The organism is Streptomyces sp. LARHCF249, from assembly GCF_052871255.1.
Window position 1 is genome coordinate 17,137 of record NZ_JBIXJQ010000006.1, and the last position, 21,681, is coordinate 38,817.

The 21,681-nt window shown below is 70.9% G+C and carries 26 protein-coding genes; 24 read left to right on the top strand and 2 right to left on the bottom strand.

Translation table 11 applies throughout. From position 1 onward, the window contains the following. Nucleotides 1-12 precede the first annotated feature (12 nt). From ACIPUC_RS17975 to ACIPUC_RS17990, 4 genes are all read left to right on the top strand, one after another. The gene (locus ACIPUC_RS17975) at nucleotides 13-456 is read left to right on the top strand and encodes a helix-turn-helix domain-containing protein (RefSeq protein ID WP_446590480.1); all 444 of its coding nucleotides are present in this window, start codon (nucleotides 13-15) and stop codon (nucleotides 454-456) included. Continuing rightward, nucleotides 453-1,688 carry a PBSX family phage terminase large subunit gene (locus ACIPUC_RS17980; RefSeq protein ID WP_446590481.1) on the top strand — a complete coding sequence of 412 codons (1,236 nt, stop codon included), beginning with the start codon at nucleotides 453-455 and terminating at the stop codon, nucleotides 1,686-1,688. The genes ACIPUC_RS17975 and ACIPUC_RS17980 overlap by 4 nt, the downstream gene beginning before the upstream one ends. 67 nt (nucleotides 1,689-1,755) lie before the next feature. Then, entirely contained in the window at nucleotides 1,756-2,184 is a 429-nt protein-coding gene (locus tag ACIPUC_RS17985; protein WP_446590482.1) for an HNH endonuclease signature motif containing protein, read from the top strand. Then, nucleotides 2,171-3,652 carry a phage portal protein gene (locus tag ACIPUC_RS17990; protein WP_446590483.1) on the top strand — a complete coding sequence of 494 codons (1,482 nt, stop codon included), beginning with the start codon at nucleotides 2,171-2,173 and terminating at the stop codon, nucleotides 3,650-3,652. Before ACIPUC_RS17985 ends, ACIPUC_RS17990 begins: the two co-directional genes overlap by 14 nt. 24 nt (nucleotides 3,653-3,676) lie before the next feature. On the opposite strand, the gene ACIPUC_RS17995 is transcribed toward ACIPUC_RS17990, so the two are convergent. After that, complete coding sequence (locus ACIPUC_RS17995; RefSeq protein WP_446590485.1) at nucleotides 3,677-4,384, bottom strand: cation transporter; 708 nt, start codon at nucleotides 4,382-4,384, stop codon at nucleotides 3,677-3,679. Beyond that, nucleotides 4,384-4,719 carry an ArsR/SmtB family transcription factor gene (locus ACIPUC_RS18000; RefSeq protein WP_446590486.1) on the bottom strand — a complete coding sequence of 112 codons (336 nt, stop codon included), beginning with the start codon at nucleotides 4,717-4,719 and terminating at the stop codon, nucleotides 4,384-4,386. The genes ACIPUC_RS17995 and ACIPUC_RS18000 overlap by 1 nt, the downstream gene beginning before the upstream one ends. Nucleotides 4,720-4,777: 58 nt before the next feature. On the opposite strand from ACIPUC_RS18000, the gene ACIPUC_RS18005 reads away from it, so the two are divergent. The 20 genes from ACIPUC_RS18005 to ACIPUC_RS18100 all read left to right on the top strand — a co-directional run bounded on the left by ACIPUC_RS18005 (nucleotide 4,778) and on the right by ACIPUC_RS18100 (nucleotide 21,640). After that, nucleotides 4,778-7,060, top strand: coding sequence for a phage minor capsid protein (locus tag ACIPUC_RS18005; protein ID WP_446590487.1), 2,283 nt, complete (start codon nucleotides 4,778-4,780; stop codon nucleotides 7,058-7,060). Beyond that, the gene (locus tag ACIPUC_RS18010) at nucleotides 7,045-7,227 is read left to right on the top strand and encodes an Rmf/CrpP fold protein (RefSeq protein ID WP_446590489.1); all 183 of its coding nucleotides are present in this window, start codon (nucleotides 7,045-7,047) and stop codon (nucleotides 7,225-7,227) included. The genes ACIPUC_RS18005 and ACIPUC_RS18010 overlap by 16 nt, the downstream gene beginning before the upstream one ends. Nucleotides 7,228-7,301: 74 nt before the next feature. Then, nucleotides 7,302-8,009, top strand: a complete 708-nt coding sequence (locus ACIPUC_RS18015) for a hypothetical protein (protein ID WP_446590490.1) — start codon at nucleotides 7,302-7,304, stop codon at nucleotides 8,007-8,009. 18 nt (nucleotides 8,010-8,027) lie between these two features. Then, nucleotides 8,028-9,038: a major capsid protein gene (locus ACIPUC_RS18020; RefSeq protein WP_446590491.1), complete on the top strand. Its 1,011-nt coding sequence runs from the start codon at nucleotides 8,028-8,030 to the stop codon at nucleotides 9,036-9,038. Between the two features lie 11 nt (nucleotides 9,039-9,049). Then, nucleotides 9,050-9,298: a hypothetical protein gene (locus tag ACIPUC_RS18025; RefSeq protein ID WP_446590492.1), complete on the top strand. Its 249-nt coding sequence runs from the start codon at nucleotides 9,050-9,052 to the stop codon at nucleotides 9,296-9,298. A 4-nt stretch (nucleotides 9,299-9,302) separates the two neighbouring features. Next, on the top strand, nucleotides 9,303-9,701 hold the full coding sequence (locus tag ACIPUC_RS18030; protein WP_446590493.1) for a hypothetical protein: 399 nt from the start codon (nucleotides 9,303-9,305) through the stop codon (nucleotides 9,699-9,701). Further along, complete coding sequence (locus ACIPUC_RS18035) at nucleotides 9,698-10,015, top strand: hypothetical protein (RefSeq protein WP_446590494.1); 318 nt, start codon at nucleotides 9,698-9,700, stop codon at nucleotides 10,013-10,015. Before ACIPUC_RS18030 ends, ACIPUC_RS18035 begins: the two co-directional genes overlap by 4 nt. Then, on the top strand, nucleotides 10,012-10,365 hold the full coding sequence (locus tag ACIPUC_RS18040) for a hypothetical protein (RefSeq protein ID WP_446590496.1): 354 nt from the start codon (nucleotides 10,012-10,014) through the stop codon (nucleotides 10,363-10,365). Before ACIPUC_RS18035 ends, ACIPUC_RS18040 begins: the two co-directional genes overlap by 4 nt. After that, on the top strand, nucleotides 10,362-10,793 hold the full coding sequence (locus ACIPUC_RS18045) for a minor capsid protein (RefSeq protein WP_446590498.1): 432 nt from the start codon (nucleotides 10,362-10,364) through the stop codon (nucleotides 10,791-10,793). Before ACIPUC_RS18040 ends, ACIPUC_RS18045 begins: the two co-directional genes overlap by 4 nt. A 9-nt stretch (nucleotides 10,794-10,802) precedes the next feature. After that, nucleotides 10,803-11,342 (top strand): phage tail tube protein, encoded by a 540-nt coding sequence (locus ACIPUC_RS18050; RefSeq protein WP_446590499.1) that lies wholly within the window; start codon nucleotides 10,803-10,805, stop codon nucleotides 11,340-11,342. Next, entirely contained in the window at nucleotides 11,342-11,830 is a 489-nt protein-coding gene (locus ACIPUC_RS18055) for a DUF7426 family protein (protein ID WP_446590501.1), read from the top strand. The genes ACIPUC_RS18050 and ACIPUC_RS18055 overlap by 1 nt, the downstream gene beginning before the upstream one ends. Nucleotides 11,831-12,063: 233 nt before the next feature. Continuing rightward, nucleotides 12,064-14,475, top strand: a complete 2,412-nt coding sequence (locus ACIPUC_RS18060) for a phage tail tape measure protein (protein ID WP_446591149.1) — start codon at nucleotides 12,064-12,066, stop codon at nucleotides 14,473-14,475. Between the two features lie 3 nt (nucleotides 14,476-14,478). Next, nucleotides 14,479-15,387, top strand: a complete 909-nt coding sequence (locus ACIPUC_RS18065; RefSeq protein WP_446590502.1) for a phage distal tail protein — start codon at nucleotides 14,479-14,481, stop codon at nucleotides 15,385-15,387. A gap of 13 nt (nucleotides 15,388-15,400) precedes the next feature. Further along, nucleotides 15,401-16,384, top strand: a complete 984-nt coding sequence (locus tag ACIPUC_RS18070; protein WP_446590504.1) for a hypothetical protein — start codon at nucleotides 15,401-15,403, stop codon at nucleotides 16,382-16,384. An 11-nt stretch (nucleotides 16,385-16,395) separates the two neighbouring features. Further along, complete coding sequence (locus tag ACIPUC_RS18075; RefSeq protein ID WP_446590505.1) at nucleotides 16,396-17,502, top strand: hypothetical protein; 1,107 nt, start codon at nucleotides 16,396-16,398, stop codon at nucleotides 17,500-17,502. Next, nucleotides 17,502-18,380, top strand: coding sequence for a hypothetical protein (locus tag ACIPUC_RS18080; RefSeq protein ID WP_446590507.1), 879 nt, complete (start codon nucleotides 17,502-17,504; stop codon nucleotides 18,378-18,380). The genes ACIPUC_RS18075 and ACIPUC_RS18080 overlap by 1 nt, the downstream gene beginning before the upstream one ends. Nucleotides 18,381-18,416: 36 nt before the next feature. Beyond that, nucleotides 18,417-20,186 (top strand): hypothetical protein, encoded by a 1,770-nt coding sequence (locus ACIPUC_RS18085; RefSeq protein ID WP_446590509.1) that lies wholly within the window; start codon nucleotides 18,417-18,419, stop codon nucleotides 20,184-20,186. A 71-nt stretch (nucleotides 20,187-20,257) separates the two neighbouring features. Continuing rightward, nucleotides 20,258-21,055, top strand: a complete 798-nt coding sequence (locus tag ACIPUC_RS18090; protein WP_446590510.1) for a peptidoglycan-binding protein — start codon at nucleotides 20,258-20,260, stop codon at nucleotides 21,053-21,055. Nucleotides 21,056-21,125: 70 nt separating this feature from the next. Continuing rightward, nucleotides 21,126-21,389 carry a hypothetical protein gene (locus ACIPUC_RS18095; RefSeq protein WP_446590511.1) on the top strand — a complete coding sequence of 88 codons (264 nt, stop codon included), beginning with the start codon at nucleotides 21,126-21,128 and terminating at the stop codon, nucleotides 21,387-21,389. Next, nucleotides 21,386-21,640, top strand: coding sequence for a hypothetical protein (locus ACIPUC_RS18100; protein ID WP_446590512.1), 255 nt, complete (start codon nucleotides 21,386-21,388; stop codon nucleotides 21,638-21,640). The genes ACIPUC_RS18095 and ACIPUC_RS18100 overlap by 4 nt, the downstream gene beginning before the upstream one ends. Nucleotides 21,641-21,681: the final 41 nt, after the last annotated feature.

Genomic DNA, 21,681 nt, shown 5'->3' on the forward strand with positions numbered 1-21,681 from the left:
GGAGGTGATCCCGTGGCCGACCCGATCACGGACGCCGACCGAGCAGCCGTGCAGCGCCTGCACGCCAAGGGCAAGAGCCGTAACGAGATCGCCCGCGAGCTCGGTCGCGGAGCGGCGACCGTTTCGAAGATCGCCGCCGAGCTCGGCCTCGCGTTCTCTGGCGGGGCGCGGGTCGCCGCCGCTACCGATGCCCGTAAGGCCGATGCCTCGACCCGGCGCGAGCAGCTCGCCGACGACGCCCTCGACGGCGCCCTCGCTCAAGTCGAGCGGGTCGGAGCCGCCGACTCGGCACGTGACGCCCGCGACTACGCCACCGCCGCCCGGGCCTTGACCGAGGTGCACGCCAAGGTCGCCGAGCTCGCACGCTCCAACAAGTCGACGAGCGCCGGCGGGATGCTCGACCGCCTCGCCGACGCCCTGCTCGGGCCCGTGGGAGACGACGCCGACGGGGGGTGATTCCCTCGACGGGCCACCTGTCCGACAAGCAACTGCGCTCGATCCGCGAGGCGACCGCCCGTATCAACTTGTGGCACGGGTCGGTGCGCTCCGGCAAAACGATCTCGTCGCTTCTGCGCTTTCTGCTCGCCGTCCGGCGGGCGCCCGCCTCGGGACTCATCCTGATCGTGGGCCGATCGCTCGCCACGATCGAGCGGAACGTGATCGAGCCGCTGCAAGACCCCGAGTTGTTCTCGGACACCGCGGCCGAGGTCCACCACACCCGGGGCGCGACAACCGCCGTGATCCTCGGCAGGGTTGTGCACCTGATCGGCGCGAGTGACTCGCGATCCGAGGGGCGGCTACGTGGTCTGACCGCATCGGTCGCGTACGCGGATGAGGTCACGCTGCTGCCGGAAGCCTTTTTCACGCAGCTACTCGCCCGCCTGTCGGTCGCCGGCGCAATCCTGATCGGCACCACGAACCCGGACGGGCCGCGGCACTGGCTCAAAGCGAAGTACCTCGACCGCGCCGCCGAGCTCGACCTCGCTTCCTGGCACTTCAAGCTCGCCGACAATCCGGCCCTGTCGCCCGCCTACGTCAAGGCACTGTCCGTCGAGTACACCGGACTATGGCGCCGCCGGATGATCCTCGGCGAGTGGGTCGTCGCCGAGGGCGCGATCTACGACATGTACGACGAGCAGCAGCACGTCGTCGACGAGCTGCCCGAGATGCGCAACTACTGGGTCGGCGTCGACTACGGCACGAGCAACCCGTTCTCGGCGATCCTGCTCGGTCTCAGCGTCGACGGCCGGCTGTACGCGGTGAGCGAGTGGAGACACGACGCCCGCGCCGCTCACCGGCAGATGACCGACGCGCAGTACAGCCGCGCCGTCCGCGAGTGGATCGCCGAGCAGGACGTGCGGCCCGAGTGGACGTTCATCGACCCGAGCGCGGCGTCGTTCTCCACGCAGTTGTGGGCCGACGGGCACCCGAACGTTGCCCGCGCCAATAACGCAGTGCTCGACGGCATCCGCAGCGTGGCAAACGCGCTCGACGCCGGCGCGCTGCTCATCCACCGGTCGTGCGAGGGGCTGCTCGCCGAGTTCCCCACGTACGTATGGGACGACGCCGCCGCGGCCCGCGGTGAAGACCGCCCCGTCAAGGCGGACGACCACTCGCTCGACGCGCTGCGGTACGCGGTGCACTCCACCGTGCACGAGTGGCGCGGCCTGCTCACGACCGCCGCCTGATCGCCCCCAACTCCCCCGCCCGGGCGCTGCACTGCGCCCGGGCCCGAGCACGCGAGGGGGTGATCGCGTGCGTGAGCTGACCGACCGATTCCTCGACAAGGTCACCCCGGGCCCCCTCGGGTGCTGGGACTGGACTGCGCACGTCAAGCCCAACGGATACGGGCAGTTCAAGGTGAACGGCCGGCCGCAGTACGCGCACCGCGTCGCGTACGAGCTCACCCGCGGTCGCATACCCCGCGGTCTCGTGATCGACCACCTGTGCCGCCGGCGGCACTGCGTGAACCCCGACCACCTCGAAGTGGTGACCCACCGGACCAACATCCGGCGCGGGATCTCCCCCGCGGCGCGCCGCGCGCGGCAGACCCATTGCGCCCGCGGGCACCGGTTCAACCGAGCGCACACCTACGTCGCGCCGAACGGCACCCGACACTGCCGGCCGTGCGCAGCGTGGCGAGCTCGGGCTCGTCGACAGGGGGTGAGCTGTGTCGCTTCCTGACAACGGCGCACCGTGGCCGCCGCCGACCCTCGCCCGCCATTACGCCGAGCTGCGGGTCGATGATGCTTGGTACTCCGGCGACCGCGACAAGCTCGCCGCTGTCTACCGGAACCAGTCGCAGCGCCGCGACGGCCGCCGCCGGCTGTGGGGGCGCGACCGGGCCGAGCAGCCCGGGGCGCCCGATCAGCGGCTGCACATTCCCCTGCCCGGTGACATCGCCACCGCGAGCGCCGATCTGTTGTTCGCCGAGCCGCCTGTGCTCACCGTCGCCGACACCGCGACGCAGGACCGTCTCGACGAGCTCGCCGAATCCGACGGCATCGCGAACACCCTGCTCGAAGCGGCCGAGGTCGCCGCCGCGCTCGGCGGCGTCTATCTGCGAGTCACGTGGGATCGGTCGCTCGCCGGCCGGCCCCTGCTCACCACTGTTCACCCCGACGCCGCCGTGCCTGAATGGCGCTGGGGGCAGCTCGTCGCCGTGACGTTCTGGCGCGAGCTCACCTCGGACTCGGTCACCGTGTGGCGCCACCTCGAACGGCACTCCCCGGGCCGGATCGAACACGGGCTCTACCAGGGGTCGCAGGACGCCCTCGGCATACGGGTGCCGCTCACCGAGCACCCCGACGTCACCCCGCTCGCCGAATCCCTCGGCCCCGAGGGCGACGCGATCGAGACCGGTATCGACCTGCTGACCGCCGCCTACTGCCCCAACATCCGCCCCCACCGCAAGCACCGCGGCTCACCGTTCGGCCGCTCCGACTTCAGCGCTCCCCTGTACGACCTGTTCGACTCGCTCGATACGACGTGGTCGAGCTGGATTCGCGATCTGCGGCTCGCCCGCGCGCGGCTGCTCGTGCCCGACGGATATCTGCGCGACCACGGGCCCGGGCGCGGCGCGAGCTTTGACGACGACCGGGAAATCTGGACGCTGCTCAACGTCCCGCCGACCGAGCAGGGCGGCGCCGGCATCACCCTGTCGCAGTTCGCGATCAGGGTCGACGAGCACGAGCGCACCTCGACCGCGATCACCCGACAAGCCGTGATGAGCGCCGGCTACTCCGCCGCGACGTTCGGGCTCGGCGACCAGGGCGCCGCCGTGACTGCGACAGAGGTTCGGGCGCGCGAGCGAAAGAGCATGATCACCCGGGGCAAGAAAGTGAGGTACTGGACCCCGCCCGTCGCCGACATGCTGCACGTTCTGCTGCTGCTCGACCGGCAGTTCTTCACGCCGCGGATCGTTCCCGACCGGCCCCGTGTGAAGTTCGGCGACTCGATCACCGAGGACACGTCCTCGCTCGCCCAGACGCTTTCCCTACTCCAGCAGGCGCAAGCGGTCTCGACGCAGACGCGAGTTCGGATGCTGCATCCCGAGTGGGACGCGGTAGACGTGCAGGCCGAGGTCGACCGCATCCTCACAGAAACCGGCGCCGCCGTGCCCGACCCGATGCAGGTCGGCGCCCTCGCCTAACAATGGGCGAGGGCGCCGGACCGCTTACCCGCAGCAGTCACACCCCGGCTTGCAGCCGCAGGCGTCCGTCTTACTGTCTGCGCTCGGCGGGGGCACCACGGCACAGCAACTGTCCCCGCGCCATGCGTCGCGGCCTTCCTTGACTGCAACGGCCGCGATGACAAGCGCGGCGATCGGGTCGGCCCATGCCCACCCGACAGTGGCGTTCAGCAGCAGGCCGACCAGCAGCACAGCCGAGAGGTAGGTGCACAGAAGGGTTTGTTTGGAGTCCGCGACCGCTGAGGCGGAACCGAGTTCACGTCCTGCTCGGCGCTGCGCTGCGGACAGGAACGGCATGATCATCAGCGATAGCGCCGCGAGCACGATCCCGGGTATGGATCGGTCGGCCTCGCCGACACCGGCCAGGCTTCGGACCGCGTCGACGCTTACGTACGCTGCCAGGGCGAAGAACGAGACGGCGATGATCCGTAGTGTCGTTCGCTCGCGCGCTTCGCGCAGTTCCTCGCTGCGGGCGGAGAACTGCCATGCGACGGCCGCGGCCGAGGACACCTCGACTATAGAGTCGAGGCCGAAGCCGACGAGTGCGGTAGACGATGCGATGGTTCCGGCCGTGATTGCGACTACTGCCTCGATCACGTTGTACGTGATCGTTGCCGCAACGAGCAGCCGTATCCGTCGAGCGAGGAGGGACCGCCGTTCGACCGACGGTCCCAGGGTTATCGGCGTAGCCATCAGCAGCACCCCTTGTCGGCAGCATCCGCACAGGTCCGGTCCGTCTCGATCGCTACTACGGCGCTGCGCAGATCGTCGAGCGCATGGGCGAAACGGGGGTCTGCGAGCTCGTAGCGGGTGCGGCGCCCCACCGGGACGGCGACCACGAGACCGCAGTCACGCAGGCACGCGAGGTGATTCGACAGCCGGGTACGGCTGACGCCGAGCTGCTCGGCAAGGTCAGACGGGTGCGCCGGGGCCTCTCGGAGTGCGAGGAGCAACCGGCAACGGATCGGGTCAGCGAGGGCGCGGCCGAAGCGCGCGAGCACCTCGACCTCAGAGGCGAGAGTCAGCACAACCACGACGGTACACGTTTGGCTGAATTCAGGAAACTGTGTCGTATGGGGGGTGCGCGTGCCGATCCACCCCGCCATGGCCGAGGACCTCTCGGCCGGCGTCCGCGATCTCTACGCGGACGCCGAGCAGCGCCTGCTCGGCATCGTCGCGCGACAGCTCGCAGAGGGATTCGACGCCCCCGGGTGGGCCGTCGCCAAACTGCGCGACATCCAGCCGCTACGGCGAGCAGCGCAGGGTGTCGTCGACGCCCTCGCGACCGCCACCGACCTTGAAGTGTTCTCGGCTGTCACCGAGGCATACGACGTCGGGGCACGCGCCGGCCTCGCCGAGCTCGGCGCCCTCTCGGATGATGACGCCCGCCGGAGCGCCGACAGCACCCCGAACACCCGCGCCGTTGACCGCCTCGCCGCCGAGACGATCGAGCTCGTCACCGAGACGCACCGCGGGATTCTCCGCGGCGTCGAGGACGGATACCGACAGGTGATCAGCGAGGTATCGGCGACGCCGCTCCTCGGCATCGACACTCGCCGACAGGCCACGCAGCGCGCCCTCGAAAGGTTCGCCGACCGGGGATTGCGGACGTTCGTCGACAAGGGCGGGCGCGCATGGCAGATGACGAGCTATGCCGAGATGGCAGTGCGGACCGCCGTCGGGCGGGCCGCGGTCGAGGCGCACGGCGACAAGCTGCGCGCCGCCGGCGTCTCGCTCGTGATCGTCTCCAACGCCCCCCACAACTGCGATCTTTGCGACCCGTTCGAGGGCAAGGTGCTTGCGCTCGACGGACCGGGCGGCGCCCGGACGATCGAGGTCGAGCACGCCACCGACGACGACCGCACCGTGCGGGTACACGTCGCCGGATCGCTCGACGACGCCCGCCGCTCGGGGCTGCAACACCCCAACTGCCGGCACAGCACGAGCGCCTATCTTCCCGGTGTCACCCGGGCGCCGGTCGAGCACTCCGAGGACCCCGCCGGCTACGAAGCAACGCAACGGCAGAGGGCGATCGAGCGCGCCATCAGGAAGTGGAAGAACCGCGCCGCCGTCGCCACGACGCCCGAGGCCAAGCAAGCGGCCGAGGCGCGGGTGCGGCAGTGGCAGGGCCGGATGCGCGGCCACCTCGCGCAGCACCCCGAACTCATCCGCCGCCGCGAGCGCGAGCAGCCCGGAGCGAGCAACCTACCGCCGGCCGGCGGCACCGCGGGCCGCCCCGGTACGCCGAGCGGCCCGGGGGCGGACCCGTTCGAGGCCGCGCGGGTCCGCGCCGGCGACGAGCGCGCCCTGCCCGAGATGACCGACGAGCAGCTCGGCGCCGCACTGCGGCCCGGGGTGCTCGATGAGCGCGACCGCGATCGGATCAGCGCCGAGGCGGACCGCCGCGACGAGCAAGCGCTGCTCGACCGCATCCGTCCCGGCGGGCGCATGGTCGACAGCCTCGCCGAGTTCAGCGACGACGAGCTCGCCCGCGTCGCGCTGCACCTCGACGACGACGGTCTGCTGCGCGTCATGGCCGAGGCCGACCGCCGCGACATCGACGCCGCCATGCCCGGAGTGCGGGCCGACCTGCTCGGCATGTCCGAGCAGGCGCTCGCCACCCGGGCGCGGCACGTGCCCGAGGACCGGCCGGCGATCGGCGCAGAGATCCATCGGCGCCGCCTGCTCGACTCCCTGTTTCCGGGCGGGCGCCTCGCCGGCGATCTCTCCGAGCTCGGCGACGATCTGCTCGTGTGGGGCATCCGCTACGCCTCGCCGGCTGACGCCGAGCGGATCGCCGGCGAGATCGACCGCCGGCACCCGCCCGCCCCGCCGCCGCCCGCGGCCGGCGCGACGGTCGCCGACACCCTCGCCGCCCGAGATGCCCTCGACGACGCCATGCACCCGATCCGCCTCGACGATCCGCCGCCCGCGGACCCCGACGAGTGGGGGCCGTACGGCGCCGACGTTGAGCGCGGCCCGGACGGCACCGAGCACATGTCCTCAACCGAGCGATGGGTGTACGAGCGTGAGCTCGAGGCCCGTTCGGCGCGCGGGGCGTACAGCCGCGCAGAGATACGCGAGATGTACGACGAGCACATCTATGTGCAGTGGCTCGCCGCCGAGGACTACACCCGCGGGAACCTGCTCAACCGCAAGGCCCGGGCCGCGGGGCATGACCCGCGCAGCCTGTTCTCAGGGCCGGCCCATGTTGCGTACGCCCGCGCGAGCGAGGACCTGATCAGGTTTTGGGAAGACGTCTCGCCCCGGATCACCCTCGCCGAGTTCTCCGAGCAGGTGTCCGGCGTCCGCACCGGCGCCGGCGAGACCGCCCGCCAGTCCGCACACGGCCAGTGGCTCAAGCAGTAGGGGGTGATCTGTTGGGGTTCCGCGAGCAGGCGCTGCGTGCCCGCCGCGAGGGGCTCGCCGCCGCGCGCGCCGGCCGGCCGCCGACCGACGCCCCTCGCTACACCGACCCGCGGCTGACTGCCGCATGGGTCCGTGGCTACGTCGCCGCCGAGCAGGCCGAGCAGTAGTCACCACCGACACCGGGCCGCTTTCGGGCGGCCCTTTTTCATGCCCGCACCACGCCCTCGGAGGCCGAGCCACCATGCCCGAGCACATCCTCGACGACTCCCTGCCGATCCACCCGCGCACCGGCGAGCGCGCCCTCGGCCGCCGCCGCGACGGCCGCGCTATCTGGCCGATCAAGGGCGGCTCGGGCGAGGGCGGCGACCCCGCCGCCCCGCCCGCCCCGCCCGCCCCGCCGGCCGGCGACCCCAACCCCGCACCCCCGAGCACTCCGCCGGCCGGCGACCCCGCCGCCGAGCAGCAGCTCGCCGACGCCACGACCCGAGCCGAGCAGGCCGCGGCCGAGCGCGACGAGCTGCGCGCCGCACTGGACGCCGTGACCCGCGCGCTCAACCCCAACGATCCCGAGTCGGACAAGGACCCCGCCGCGCTCGCCGCCGCCGTCGCCGAGCGCGACCGGCTGCTCGCCGAGAACGCGACCGCGCTCCGGTCAGCACGCGTCGAGCTCGCCGTCGCCCGCGTCGCCGCCGACCAGGGCGCCCGCGGCGACCGCCTGCTCAACTCCCGCAGCTTCCTTACCTCGGTCGCCGGCCTCGATCCCGCCGACGCCGGTTTCGACGCCGCGCTCACGACCGCGATCAAAGCCGCGGTCGACGCCGACCCCGACCTCTACCGCGCCACCCCGACCGGGCCGCCGCGCGGGGGCGGCGAGTTCAACGGCCCGCCCGCCGGCGACCGGCGCGCGACATCCCTGCACGACGCCGTCGCCGCCCGCCTCGGCGGCTGAATCCCCTAGGAGAAACCTTTGCCCACCTCTCTTGCCGAGGCCCGGAACAACGCGGCCGACGACCTCGACGTGAACGTGATCGACGAGTTCCGTAAGAGCTCGGACATCCTCGACCGGATGACGTTCGACAACGTCGTTTCCCCGACCGGCGGCGACACGCTCACCTACGGGTACCGCCGGCTGATCACGCAGCGCGCCGCCGACTTCCGCGCGCTGAACACCGAGTACACGCCCGCCGAGGTCTCGACGCAGCGCTACACCGTCGATCTCGTACCGCTCGGCGGGTCCTTCCAGATCGACCGGGTGATCGCCCGTATCGGGCCGGCCGCCTCGGGCGCCGTCACGCTGAACATGCAGCAGCTCATCAAGGCAACGCGGGCGCGGTTCGCTGACGCCGTGATCAACGGCGACAAGGCCACCGACGCGAAGGGTTTCGATGGTCTGTCGAAGATCCTCACCGGCAGCTCGACCGAGTACCTGCCGCTGAACAACGGCGTCGCGACCGGGTTCGTCGACTGGACCGGGATCACCGACAAGGGCGCCGCGCTCGCCGCGCAGCGTCACGTCGACGACTGGCTCGCCACCATGGATGACGCCCCGGATGTGATCTACGGCAACCGAAAGACCCTGTCTCTGTTCAAGACCATCGCGGCGTGGACCGACCAGCTCGACAAGACGACCGACGCGTTCGGCCGCCCGGTCACCGCGTACAACGGAATCCCGCTCGTCGACCTCAAGAGCAAGGCCGGCTCGAACACGGACGTGATCTCGCTCGTCACCCGCGATCCGGACGGCGCCGGCGCCGGCGGGAACGTGACCGGCCTCGGCGATCTCTACGCCGTCCGATACGGGCTCGACGCTTTCCACGGTGCCTCGGTCGGGGGCGGCTCGCCGCTCGTGAACACGTGGCTCCCCGAGTTCGACCGCGCCGGCGCCGTCAAGGTCGGCGAGGTCGAGATGGGGCCGGTCGCTCCGGTGCTCAAGGCCACCCGCGCCGCCGCCGTGTTCCGCAACATCAAGAGCGCGTGAGGGAACGCCACATGACCACCATGCGCATTACGGCCCCGGTCGCCGACTTCACCGGCGAGGGGCCCGGCGGCGTGCCGTTCGTAAACGGCACCGCGACCACCAGCGACCGGGCCGTGATCGGCTACTGCCAGGGGGCCGGTTACTCGGTCGAGCCCCTTGACCACGATCCGCCAGACGACGAGACCACGACCGCACCGGACGGCCCGCCAGACGACAAGTCGGCGGGCCGTTCTGCTGCCCGCGGCAAGCCGAGGGGGTGACCGTGTGGCGCGACAGCCCTACGCCACCCCCGAGGCACTCGCCGCATGGCTCGGCACACCGGCCCCGCCGGATGCCGAGCGGCTGATCGCGCGGGCCGGCGAGGACATCGACAGTGCGCTGCTGACCGCGATCTATCCCGTCGACGACGACGGCGACCCGCTCGACACGACGATCGCCGCCGCGCTCAGCTCGGCGACGTGCGCGCAGGTCGAATACTGGCTCGCCGCCGGCGACGACGGCACCGGGGCCGCAGGCAAGTGGGACTCGGTCTCGATCGGACCCGTGTCCCTGTCCGGCCGCGCCGCCTCGACCGCGGGCGCGTCCGGCGTCGAGCTCGCTCCCCGGGCCGCGCGTGTGCTGCGCCGCGCCGGTCTCGAACCGGGGCGGGTGATCCCGTGGTGACGCGCGTCCCCCCGTCCCTGCTCCGTCACCGGATCGGCGTCGAGCCGTACGTCGGCGACGGCGCGTACGGACCGACGTACGGGCCGCTCGTCGAGCACCCCGCGCTCGTCGGCGAGGCACTGCGCATGGTGCGCGCTCCCGACGGTCGCGAGGTCACCAGCAGCGCGCAGATCATCGCCGCCCCGGGCCTCGACTGCCCGCCCGGATCGCGCGTCACGCTGCCCGGCGGCCGGATCACCACGGCGATCACGACCGCCTCGCACACCGCCCCGGGCCTGCCGGTCCCCGCGTCCACGGAGGTGGTGTGCGAATGAGCCCGCAGCGCGCCCGACTCCGTTGGAATGGCGACGCCGTTACCGACGCGATCCGCGACGCCGCGGCCCGCGGTGTGCTGCTCGGCGCCGAGCACGTCCTCGGCGCGAGCAGGCAGCGGGTGCCGATCGCCGAGGGCACCCTCGAACGCTCCGGGGCAACCTCGGTCGACGAGCAGCAGCTCGTCGCCGCGGTGTCCTACGACACCCCGTATGCGGCCCGCGTCCATGAGGACATGACCGCCCGGCACTCTCCCGGGCGCAGCGCGAAGTACCTCGAAAGCGTGCTGCCCGAGACCGCGGGCGAGGTACAGGCGCTGATCGCCGCGCAGATCCGGCGCGCGCTGCGATGACCTACACCGTCGACCTGCTCGACGGTCTCGCCCGCCTGCTGCACGAGCAGGGTGTCGGCATCTACCGCACCGACGGCCCGTACGCCGCCGGCGAGACCGCGATCACCGTCGCCGCCCTTCCTCCCGCGCCCGACCGCGTCATCTGTCTGTCTGCCTACCCGGTCACCGACTCGTCGGTGCTCACCGACACCACCACCGGGATTCAGGTGCGCACGCGCGCCGGCGCCGACCCGCGCGAGGTCGACGCGCTCGACGACCAGGTGCACGAGCTGCTGCACGCGTCCGGACCGCACCGGTTCGGCGCCGTGCCCGTGCAGCTCGTCTTTCGCGTCTCGGCCGCCCCGATCGGTGCCGACTCTGCCGGCCGCTGGGAGCGGTCCGCCAACTACTACGCCCGCGCGCACCGCGCGCACCCCAACCTCGAATAGGAGGCGCCATTGAGCACCCCGACGCCCCCGGCCGAGACCGTAACCGCGCTCGCCCGCCGGTACCGCCTCGAACTGGATATGAGCACGACGCCCGGTACCCCGGCGTGGGCATTGGTCCCCGGGGTCACCGAGTTCACACCGAAGATCGAACCGACTCAGCAGGAGGTGACCACCTACGACGCCGAGGGGTGGAGCGAGCAGGCCGTGACCATGCTCGCGTGGTCGATCGAGACCACCCTCGCGCACCGTGCGCACCCGACGACCGGGGTTTTCAACGCCGCGCAGGAAGCGCTCAGGAAGGCGAGCAGGTCGTTCGGCGCCGCGTCGTACGTACGGGTTCGCTACTACGACCGCAACGGAGCCCCGGACGCGCAGGAAGGCACGGCCCTGGTGACGTGGGAGCCCGACGGGGGCGGCCCGGATGAGGTCGACACGATCAAGGTCACCTTGACCGGTTCCGGCCCGCTCGTCGAGATCACGAACCCTGTCGCCGGCGGGGGCACGTTCGCCGCCGCCGAAGCTAAGACGCTCAAGGCAGGTGATGCGTAGTGGCGTTCGAGGCACTCGACGAGCTGCTCGACGAGTCGCTCGAGCTGCCCGTCGCCGGCCGCCTCTACACCGTGCCCGCGCCCTCGGCCGAGATCGGTCTGCGCACGCAGGCACTGATCAACGCCGCCGCGGTGGCTGCGGACGGAGGAAAGGCCGACGAGCAGGTGCTCGGCGACGCCGCCGAGCGCGACCTCTACCGCGAGGTACTCGGCACCGCCCACGATCAGATGATCGCCGACGGCGTGAAGTGGCCCGCGCTCAAGCACTGCGCGATCACCGCCATGGTGTGGATCGCGCAGGACAAGGCCGCGGCCGAGCGGTATTGGAACGCGGTCGGCGACCCAAACAGGTTGGCCCCGAACCGAGCAGCTCGCCGGAACCGATCGGATGTGGCGAGTTCGACGAGGTCTCGGGGCTCTACGAGTGGTACGAGTACCCGCCCGGCACCCGCCCGAGGAAAGGGCAAGAAGGGCCGCAAGCCTCACTGACGTGGGCGCAGATCCTCGCCGAGTGGCCGCTCGTCGAGGCCGATCTGCACGAGGTCTACGGCATCGACCTAGGCACCCCGGGCCTGCTGCGGGCCCGTTCGTGGCGCTGGCTGCGCGTGCGCATCCTCGCCCTGCTCTCTGCTGAGTCCCGCCTCGCGCGGGTCCTCACACCTCCGCCTGATTCCTCCCCGACGGGAGGTGCGACCCCCCGGAGGTGAGGCCCCTTGGCGCTGATGGTGGGAGAGCTCGCCGCCACTGTCTCGATCGACGACTCGGGCGCCGCCGCCGGCATGGACCGCGCCCGCGCCGCGGTGCAGTCGGGCGGCGACCGGATCGCCGCCGACGCCGAGCGCGCCGGCGATCAGGCCGGCGACGCCCTCGGCGACGGTCTCGCCGAGGGCGCGGCCGACGGCGCCGACAAGGCGAGCTCGGGCATGGGGACCGCGCTCAAGGGGTTCGCCGCCGCGGCGATCGGTGCCGCGATCGGCGGCGCTCTCATGTCCGGGATCGGGCAAGCCCTCGAACAGTCCAAGATTCCCGGCCAGTTGCAGGCACAGCTCGGCGCAACCGGGCCGGTCGCCGCGCAGTACGGCAAGGTGGCCGGCGACCTGTACGCGGGCGCGATCGTCGACTCGGTCGCCGACGGCGCCGAGATCGTCAAGGGCATCGCTCGTAACGGGCTGCTGCCCCCCGAGGCGACGCAGGGGCAGGTCAAGCAGCTAGCGACGCAAGTCGCTTCGGCCGCCTCGGTCATGGGCGAGGACGTCGGCAAGGTCTCTCGTGCCGTCGGCACGATGATGAAAACCGGGCTCGCCGACTCTGCGCAGCAGGCCCTCGACGTGCTCGTGCGCGGCTCGCAGAACGGTGTCGACGTCGCCGAGGACCTGCTCGACACGTTCAGCGAATATCCGACTGAGTTCCGGCAGCTTGGCCTCGACGCTCAGACGTCCATGGGCCTTTTGCAGCAGGGGCTTAAGGGCGGCGCGCGTGACGCCGATACCGTCGCGGACAGCCTGAAAGAGTTCACCCTGATGGCTCAGGGAATGGGCGAGGCGACGGCGACCGCCTATCAGGATCTCGGTTTTTCTGCCGAGCAAATGCAGAAGGTTTTCCAGAAGGGCGGACCGGAAGCAGCAAAGGCGCTCGATCAAGTTCTCGACAAGCTGCGGGGCGTTAAGGACCCTGCCAAGCAGAGTGAGATCGCCCTCGGCCTTTTCGGAACTAAGGCCGAGGACATGCAGAAAGCGATCTACTCGCTCGACCCTTCCAATGCAGTTAAGGCCCTTGGCGATGTCAAGGGCGCGACCGATGCCGCAGGTAATGCATTGCATGACAATGCGGCGACCAAGCTCGAAGCGTTCAAGCGAGGCATAGAGCAGAAAGTCGTGAACGTCCTCGGAACCTACTTGGTTCCGGCGCTGTCGACCGCGGCTGACTGGCTCGGCGCGGGCGGGTTGGGCGGTGCGTTTCAGGCGTCCGTCGGGTGGATCTCCGAGCACTCGACGGCGCTCTCGATCGCGGCCGGCGTGATCACTGTCCTGATGCTGCCGACGCTCGTCGCGCTCGGCATCACGGCGTGGACGACGACGACCGCGGTCGTCACCGGATGGGCCACTCAGACCGCCGCCGGCGTAACCGCTGCAGCCCGGTTTGTGCTGCTCAACGCCACTATGTTGGCGGGTTGGGTTGCGCAGGGTGCGGGTGCTGCGGCTGCTGCTCTGCGGGTGGTCGGGGCATGGGTGCTCATGGGTACGCAGTCCCTGATTCAGGGGGCCCGGATGGCTGCGGCGTGGCTGCTCGCCATGGGCCCGATCGCGCTCGTGATCGCCGCCGTGGTTGGCATCGTCGCGTTGGTCGTTGCCAACTGGGACACGATCGTCAACGCCACGCGCGCGGCGTGGGATTGGGTGTGGGGCAAGCTCAAGTGGATCGGAGAAACGATCCTCCAATTCTTCCTGAATTGGACTTTGGTCGGTCTGATAATTAAGCACTGGGACTCGATTAAGGCTGGCACGCTCCGCATTTGGAACGCCACCGTCGAGTGGGTGCGAGGTATCCCGGGCCGCATCGTCGATTTCTTCCTGAACTGGACTTTGGTCGGTCTGATTATCAAGCATTGGGATTCGATCAAGTCCGGAACGGTGCAGAAGGCCGGCGAAATGCTTTCGTGGGTCCGCGGGCTGCCGGGAATGATCGCCGGCTACTTCGGCAACTTCGGCTCGATGCTGTACGACAAGGGCCGCGATCTGATCATGGGCCTATGGAACGGCATCAAGGGCATGGGTGGTTGGCTCAAGTCAACGCTTATGTCTTGGGCCAAGAATTTGATTCCGGGCCCGATTGCAAAGGCGCTCGGGATTCATTCTCCGTCGCGTCTTATGCGCGACAAGATCGGTAAGTTCATTCCGGCCGGCATCGTCGAGGGCATCAAGGCCGGAGCGCCCGCGGTCGACCGCACCATGCGCCGGCTCGTCACCGTTCCCGCCGCCCCGCAGTTCGCCACCGCCGGCGCGGCCCCAGGTAACGGGGCCGGCTCGGGCGGGGGTTGGGGGCCGGCTGTCCACATTGAGAACTGGCACGCCGGCTCGGCATCCGCGGACGAGACCGCGGTCGCGCTTGCTTGGCACGCCAAGGGGAGGGGGTGACCAGTGGCCCCGGGTGATCTGGTCGCCCTTCCCGGACACGTCCAGTTCGGCGACGAGCTGCTGCTCGGCCCCCGCACCGCCTACGGCTGGCAGTCCCTCACCGGTTGGGAAGACTCCCCCGGCTACGACTCGGGAACGGTCGCCCGTGCCGACGCGCACGGCGCCTACCCGGGCCGGCTGCTCGCCGAGGCCCGGACGATCACGCTCGACGGCGTCGTGATCCGTACCGACCCCGGACGGATGGGCGCCGCGGTGCGAGCTCTGTCCGTGGCGACCGCACTCCGCGAGGACGAGCAGGCGCTCGTGATTCAGCTCGACGACTCGCCGCCCCTGCTGTCGTGGGCGAGGTGCATCCGCCGTGCCGTTCCCGTGGGCACGGGCGGGTATGCGATCGGCGTCGTCACCGGGGCCGCTCTCCAATTCGAGGCGAGCGACCCGCGCCGGTACAGCGTGATCGAGCAGCAGGTCGAGACTGCACTGCCCGCCCCCGAGATGGGCCTCGACTGGCAGGTGACCCCGGGCCCGGAACGGCTCACCTACCCCATGAACTTCGGCACCCCGGGCAGTACGGGATCACTGCGCGCCGTCAACGAAGGGGACGCGCCCGCGCACCCCACCATCACGATCCGCGGCCCCGTCGCCCTTCCGTCCGTAACCAACTTGGGCACGGGCGAGGTGATCGAATACGACATCGACCTCGCCGCCGACGACGAGCTGCTCGTCGACACCCGCGACGGCACGGTGACGCTCAACCGCACCGCCTCGCGCCTCTACACCGCGACGGCCCGCAGCGCCCCCGAGCAGGCTTTCGCCCTCGCCCCGGGTGCGACCTCGCTCGTCTTCCGCGCGGCCCCCGGCTCGACCGACCCCCGCGCCTCGGTCTCTCTCCGATGGCGCTCCGCCTACTGGTAAGGAGGACCCCGACTTGACCGTGCGTGCCGGATGGCTGCTCCCTGCCGGGCAGACCCGCGAGGACACCCGCCTAGCACCGCTGGGCACCATGGCGCCCGAGTCCGCGATGACATCCCGCGACGGCGTGATCGCCGGCGGAACCGCGCTGAACGCGACCGGGGCCGGCGCCATGCAGGTACAGATCGGCGTCGGTCGCGCCCTGGTGCAAGGCACCGACGCACAGGGCGCCTACCCGGTCGCCGTGACTGCCCCCGAGACGCTCACGATCGGCGACGGACACGCGCAGTACGGGCGCATCGATGCCGTAGTGCTGCGGGTGTACGACGAGCTGTACGACACCGGCACACAGACCCTCGCCCGCGTCGAGATCGTCCGGGGCGCGGAGACCGCGACGCCGACCCCGCCCACGCTTCCGCCGGCCGCACTGCGGTTGTGGGAGATCACCGTTCCAGCCGGCACGTCGGCGGGAACGGGCGGGATCACGTGGGGCTCGGCGCTCGCCGACCGCCGCCGCTACACCGCGGCGTACGGCGGGATCATCCCCCGCGGGTGGGGACTCAGCTTCCCCGGGGCGTACGCGGGTCAGTACCGTGACAACGGGACCGGCCTCGATCGCTGGGACGGCGCGGCATGGCAGACCCTCGACCCCGTGATCGGCTGGACCGCACCGGCCCTCGCCGCCGGATACACCAACGGGGGTAACTCGCAAGGAACGCTGCGGTACCGCCGGATCATGCTCGGCGGCGTCCCTCACCTGCAATGGCGGGGTGGCGTCTCGTGGACGACCAACGCGGCCCCACCGGCGAGCGGCCAGCCGCTCGCCGCGCCGCTTCCCGCCGCCGCTCGGCCGGCGCTACACACCTCGGCCTCGATCGCGGCCGGCGGCGTCCCGATCAAGGTGGACTGCCAGACAAACGGACATCTCAAGTTCATCGGTAACCCAAGCCTCACCACGTGGGCGGCCCTGTCCGGGTTGATCTACCCGCTCGACGCGTAAGGGGGTGGACCTTGGCCACCCCCGGTTATCGTGTGCTGCTCTGTGACCTGCGTAGCGATCAACTGCTCGACGTCCTGCCGATCACCGACGTCTCAATCGACGACTACATAGGCAAGATCGGCACCGCCTCGGCGACGATCCCGCTTCCGAACCGCGGGATCGCCGCCCGAGCTCGTGCTGCCGTCGAGCCCGGGCGCACGGCCCTGTGGATCGAGCGCGGCCCCGAAATTTGGTGGGGCGGCGTCCTCTGGACTGCCAACCTCACCAGCAACGACCGAGGGTTTCTCGGGCTACAGGTACAGGCCGGCGGGTGGGCAAGCTACCTCGACCACCGGGCCGTATTTCACACGCAGCAGGCAACCGACGTCGATCAGTTCGACATCGTTCGCGGACTGATCGACTACTCGGCAAGTCTCACCGGCGGCGACATCGGTATCGAGTACGACGCCGAGCAGCTCTCAGGCACCCGTCGCGACCGCACATACCGGCGCTACGACGTCCCCCGCATCCGCGAGTTGATCGACCAACTCGGCGCGGTCGAGAGCGGATTCGAGTGGCGGATCGCTAGCTACCGCGACCCCGGGAGCGGACGGCGGATCAAGAAACTGCAACTCGGCTCCCCCGTGATCCGCACCGGCGCAAGCGAGGTCGTCCTCGATCACCCGGGCCCGATCATGTCCTACGGGTGGCCCGTTGATGCCACGGTGCGGGCGAACGTCTGGCAGTCCCGCGGCGCGTCCGACAACAAGAACCAGACCAAAGAGAGTCTGCCGATCATGTCCGAGCTGCTCGTCGACGACGAGCAGCTCACCGGCGGGTGGCCCCGGCTGGACGGAACCTCGGATTACTCCACCGTCACCGAGCAGACCACCCTCGACGCGCACGCTCGAGCTGACCACTCCGCCGCGCTGCGCCCGCAGACGATCCCCGAGGTAACCGTCGCCCTCGGCCGCACCCCACTGTCGCCCGCCCTGCTCGGCGCCACGGTGCGTGTCCGCATCCGTGACCTGTGGTGGGCCGAGGGACTCGACCAGCGATACCGCGTCGTCGGTCTCGCGATCTCCCCGCCCCTCCGCGGCCGGCCCGAAACCGCCCGCCTGTTCCTGGAGGCCGCCTAGTGGCAGCAATCCCCCTCGACCTGCTCGACCGAATCCGCGAACTCGAACGGCGCGTACGCGAACTCTCCGGCCGCGCGAACATCCGCCCGGCTCTTGACCAGATCCTGCACGGCGACATCACCATCGGCGAGGGCGGACAGCTCATCGCCCAGACGCCCGAGGGCGTCGACACTTTCAAGGTCGGCCAGACCCCGCAAGGCGACTGGGGCGTGTTCATCCGTCGGGCCTCCGGAACGCGTGCCCTCACGGTCGGCGACGACATCCTCGAAGAGGATCAGATGATCCGCATATGGAGCCGCGACAAGGAGCGCCCGACTCCAATCCTCATGGATGACGCGTTCTCCGACCGCTTCCTCGGTCGGCCCATGCTGCCCCTTCAACTCCACCCCACCGAGCGGCAGAACACAGCGCACACCACCTATCAGCCGGCGTGGTGGGGTTCAGGCCCGGCAACGCACGCGGTCGCCGAGATCGAACTGTTCACCTACGCCAACACTGGCGGCGGGCAGGTCAAGGTCACCATGCGGCCCGAGGGTGGAACCGCGATCACGGTCGCCGAGTACGACTGTCCGGCCGGTCAGTGGACCAACAAGTTCATCCAGCAGCCCATGCACGACATCGAGTTCATGCAGTGGGTCGAGTGGATGGTCGAGCACCGCAACAAGGAAGCCGGCCGCGACGTCGAGACGCGCCTCTACTCGGCGCTTTACCGCCACACCTACAACCCCGAAGAGGCCCCCCGCGTGCCGACCCGAACCCCGACGGCCGCAGCCACCGCGCAGCGGGGAACGGGCCCCGCGGCAAGCGAGACGCCGACCGAACGCCAGAAGCCCACACCCGCGCGCGCTCCGTCCGGGCTGCGCACCCTCGAGGACTAAGGAGGGCGCCCCCTGCTGCCCGCATCCATCCCCACCGTGACCATCCGGGCGAGGTTCCTCGCTCCCAACGGCACCCCGTTGTCGGGCTCGCTCGTCTTCCGCGCGCCGGCGACGCTCACATTTCCCGCGGCCGACGTCATCCTCGGCGGCCCGGTAACCGTTCAGCTCGACGCACAGGGCGGCGTCGAGGTCACTCTGCCCGCCACCGACGCACCCGACATGGAACCGAGCGGGTGGGCGTACATCGTGACCGAGCAGCTCTCGGGAATCCCTGTGGGCCGCTCGTACAACATCCTTTTGCCCCGGGCGCAGCCCGAGGTCGACCTCGCCGACATCGCCCCCACTGACCCGAGCAAGCCGAACTATGTCGGCGTACCGGGCCCCCAAGGCGAGCAGGGCGAGACCGGTCCCCCGGGATCGCGGATCTACAGCGGCACCACCGCCCCGGGCGCCGCCCTCGGCGTCGACGGCGACCTCTACGTGCGATACGAGACGACGACGTTCCTCGGCGTCACCTCGACGACCGTTTCGACGTGGCAGCGGACCGCCGGCACGTGGACGCAGTTCGGCGGCGACGTCCGCGGCGCAGCGTGGTACCTGAACAACACGACCACGCCGAGCACCTCGACGCGCCCGGGCGACCTGCTGCTGCGCACCGATACCGGCGACGTCTGGCAGCGGACCGCTAGCGGCTGGGGAACGGCCCTCGGCAACCTGAAAGGCCCGAAGGGCGACCGAGGCGACGTCGGACTGACCGGCCCGGGCGGCGTGGTCCAGTCCGTCAACGGCAAGAGCGCCGCCTCGATCACCCTCACCGCCGGCGACGTCGGCGCCCTCGCCACCGCCGCGGCCGGCGCCGCGAACGGCGTCGCCACCCTCGGCGCCGACGGAAAGGTACCCGCCGCGCAGCTCCCGACGAGCTCGGGCGGCGCGGTCGCCTCGGTAAATGGAAAGACCGGCACGGTTGTCCTTACCGCGGCCGACGTCGGCGCGCTCGATCAGACCGCGGGCGACGCTCGGTACGTGCAGCCGGCCGGCATCCCCGTGACCTCGGTCGCCGGCAAGACCGGCGCGGTCGCGCTCGTCGCCGCAGACGTCGGCGCCGAAGCGGCCGGTACCGCCGTCCTGCTCACTGGCGCGCAGACTGTCGCCGGCGCCAAGACGTTCAGCAGCGTGCCGTCGAGCTCGGCCGCGCCGACCACCGACAACCACCTCGCACGAAAGTCCTACGTTGACGCCCTCGGCGGGGGCGAATGGCGCGCGTCCGACCTCGGTCTGCTGACGTGGGCGTTCGACCCTGCCCTCGGGCACTCCGCCCCGCTCTACCCGGGATCGGGCCCGATCCGAGTCACCGCGGTATATCTGCGCGTGGCGGCGTCCGTGACGCGGATCGTGTGGCACTTCGGCGGGTACGCCGGCGGTCTCACCACGGGATCGTGGGCGGCGCTCTACAACTCGGCCGGAACCCGCGTCGCGCAGACCGCGGACCTGTCGACCGCGGGCGCCGAGCCCGCCGAGGTCCACAACGCCGGCGGGGCGACAGTCTCAAGCCCACTGACCGCCGCCTACTCCGCCGCGGCCGGCCTGTACTACGTCGCATGGCGATTCCAGTACAACACCACCACCGGCGACGGCCCGATGATGCTCGTCGCCGAGAGTTCGTTCAGCGCGCCGCCCAACGTGTTCGGGCTGAACAACGTCCGCCGCTTCGGGTCCTACCCGACCGGCGCCGCGACCGCGCCGGCCTCGATCACCCTCGGCTCGATGGAGAACGGCAGTAACCGTTTCTGGACGGGGCTCGCGTAGATCGCCGCCCTGCTACACCGACGCCCCGCGCCCATGTGGCCCGGGGCTTTTTCTATGCCCGGAGGCCCCTTTTGCAGTTCATCACCCGCGCCCAGTGGGGCGCCCGCCCGTCCCGATACGCGCTCACCTACATAGGCAGCACCCGGGGCGTGAAGATCCACTATGAGGGCACGTACGTGCCCGAGTCCCTCGGCCGCGCGGACGCGCACGGGCAGTGCGCCGCCCGCGTCCGCTCGATTCAGGCGAGCCACCTCGCCAACCGGGAAGAGGACTATTCCGATGTCGCGTACAACGCGCTCGTCTGCCCGCACGGCTACGTGTTCGAGGGCCGCGGCGCGCACCGCAAGACCGGTGCGAACGGCACGGCGGCGCTGAACGTCGGGCACTACGCGGTGTGTGCGCTGCTCGGCAGCTCGGGACTAACCGAGCCGACCGACGCGCAGCTCGCCGGCCTCCGCGACGCGGTCGAGTGGCTGCGCCGCGACGGCGACGCCGGCGACGAGATCAAGGGGCACCGCGACGGACACCCGACCGCGTGCCCCGGCGGCCCGCTGTACGCATGGGTGCAGCGCGGCGCCCCGCGCCCCGGTGGCGGGGGCGGAACCGGCACGCCGGCGCAGAAGTACGAGCCGTTCCCGGGCGCCGACTGGTTCAAGCGCAACCCGCGGTCGCCGATCGTGACCGCCATGGGTCGTCGGCTCGTCGCCGAGGGCTGCTCGGCCTACCGCGAGGGTCCCGGCCCGCAGTGGACCGAGTCCGACCGGCAGAGCTACGCCCGGTGGCAGCGGCGCCTCGGCTACCGCGGCGACGACGCCGACGGGTGGCCCGGCCGCACGAGCTGGGACGCGCTCAAGGTCCCCAACGTCTGATCAGCCCACCCTCGCCGCGCCCGCACCGACCGCGGGCGCGGCGCCCCCCTTTTCGAAAGAGGAACCCCGTATGACCGACGCATCCCGCCGTACCCTCCGCACGCTCGTGCAGACCACGCTCGCGCTCGCCGTCCTGCTGCCCGCCATCGTCGACGCGTCCGGCATCCCCGCCACCCTGCCGTGGGTCGCCGCGGCGCTCGCCGTCGCCGGCGGTACCGCGCGGGTCATGGCGCTGCCCGGTGTGCAGGTCCTGCTGCCCTCGTGGCTGCGCACCGCACCGACCCTCGACGACGAGCTGCTCGCCATCGACCGGGACCGGGACGGGCGCCGGTGACCGATCCGACCCCGGGCGACGTCGCCCTCGAACTTGAAAGACTGCGCGGCGTCGTCGAGGCAGGGTTCGCTCGCCTCGACGGCTCGCTCGCCCTGCTCGTGCAGCGGTCCGACCAGACCGACGCCCGCCTCGCCGATCACGAGAGCAGGCTCGACGCTCTAGAAAAGAACCGGTGGCCGCTCCCGAGTGTCGTCGCTCTGGTCGCCGTGTTCGGCCTCGCTCTCACGCTCTGGCAGCTCGCCAACCGTTGAACGCAACTCGCCCCCGCCCCCTGCCTTGCCATCCGGCGGGC

Bases quoted from the DNA above. Each gene is read 5' to 3' on its own strand.
- ACIPUC_RS17995 (WP_446590485.1), bottom strand. From the start codon at position 4,384: ATGGCTACGCCGATAACCCTGGGACCGTCGGTCGAACGGCGGTCCCTC.
- ACIPUC_RS18015 (WP_446590490.1), top strand. From the start codon at position 7,302: ATGCCCGAGCACATCCTCGACGACTCCCTGCCGATCCACCCGCGCACC.
- ACIPUC_RS18025 (WP_446590492.1), top strand. From the start codon at position 9,050: ATGACCACCATGCGCATTACGGCCCCGGTCGCCGACTTCACCGGCGAG.
- ACIPUC_RS18040 (WP_446590496.1), top strand. From the start codon at position 10,012: ATGAGCCCGCAGCGCGCCCGACTCCGTTGGAATGGCGACGCCGTTACC.
- ACIPUC_RS18045 (WP_446590498.1), top strand. From the start codon at position 10,362: ATGACCTACACCGTCGACCTGCTCGACGGTCTCGCCCGCCTGCTGCAC.
- ACIPUC_RS18060 (WP_446591149.1), top strand. From the start codon at position 12,064: ATGGTGGGAGAGCTCGCCGCCACTGTCTCGATCGACGACTCGGGCGCC.
- ACIPUC_RS18095 (WP_446590511.1), top strand. From the start codon at position 21,126: ATGACCGACGCATCCCGCCGTACCCTCCGCACGCTCGTGCAGACCACG.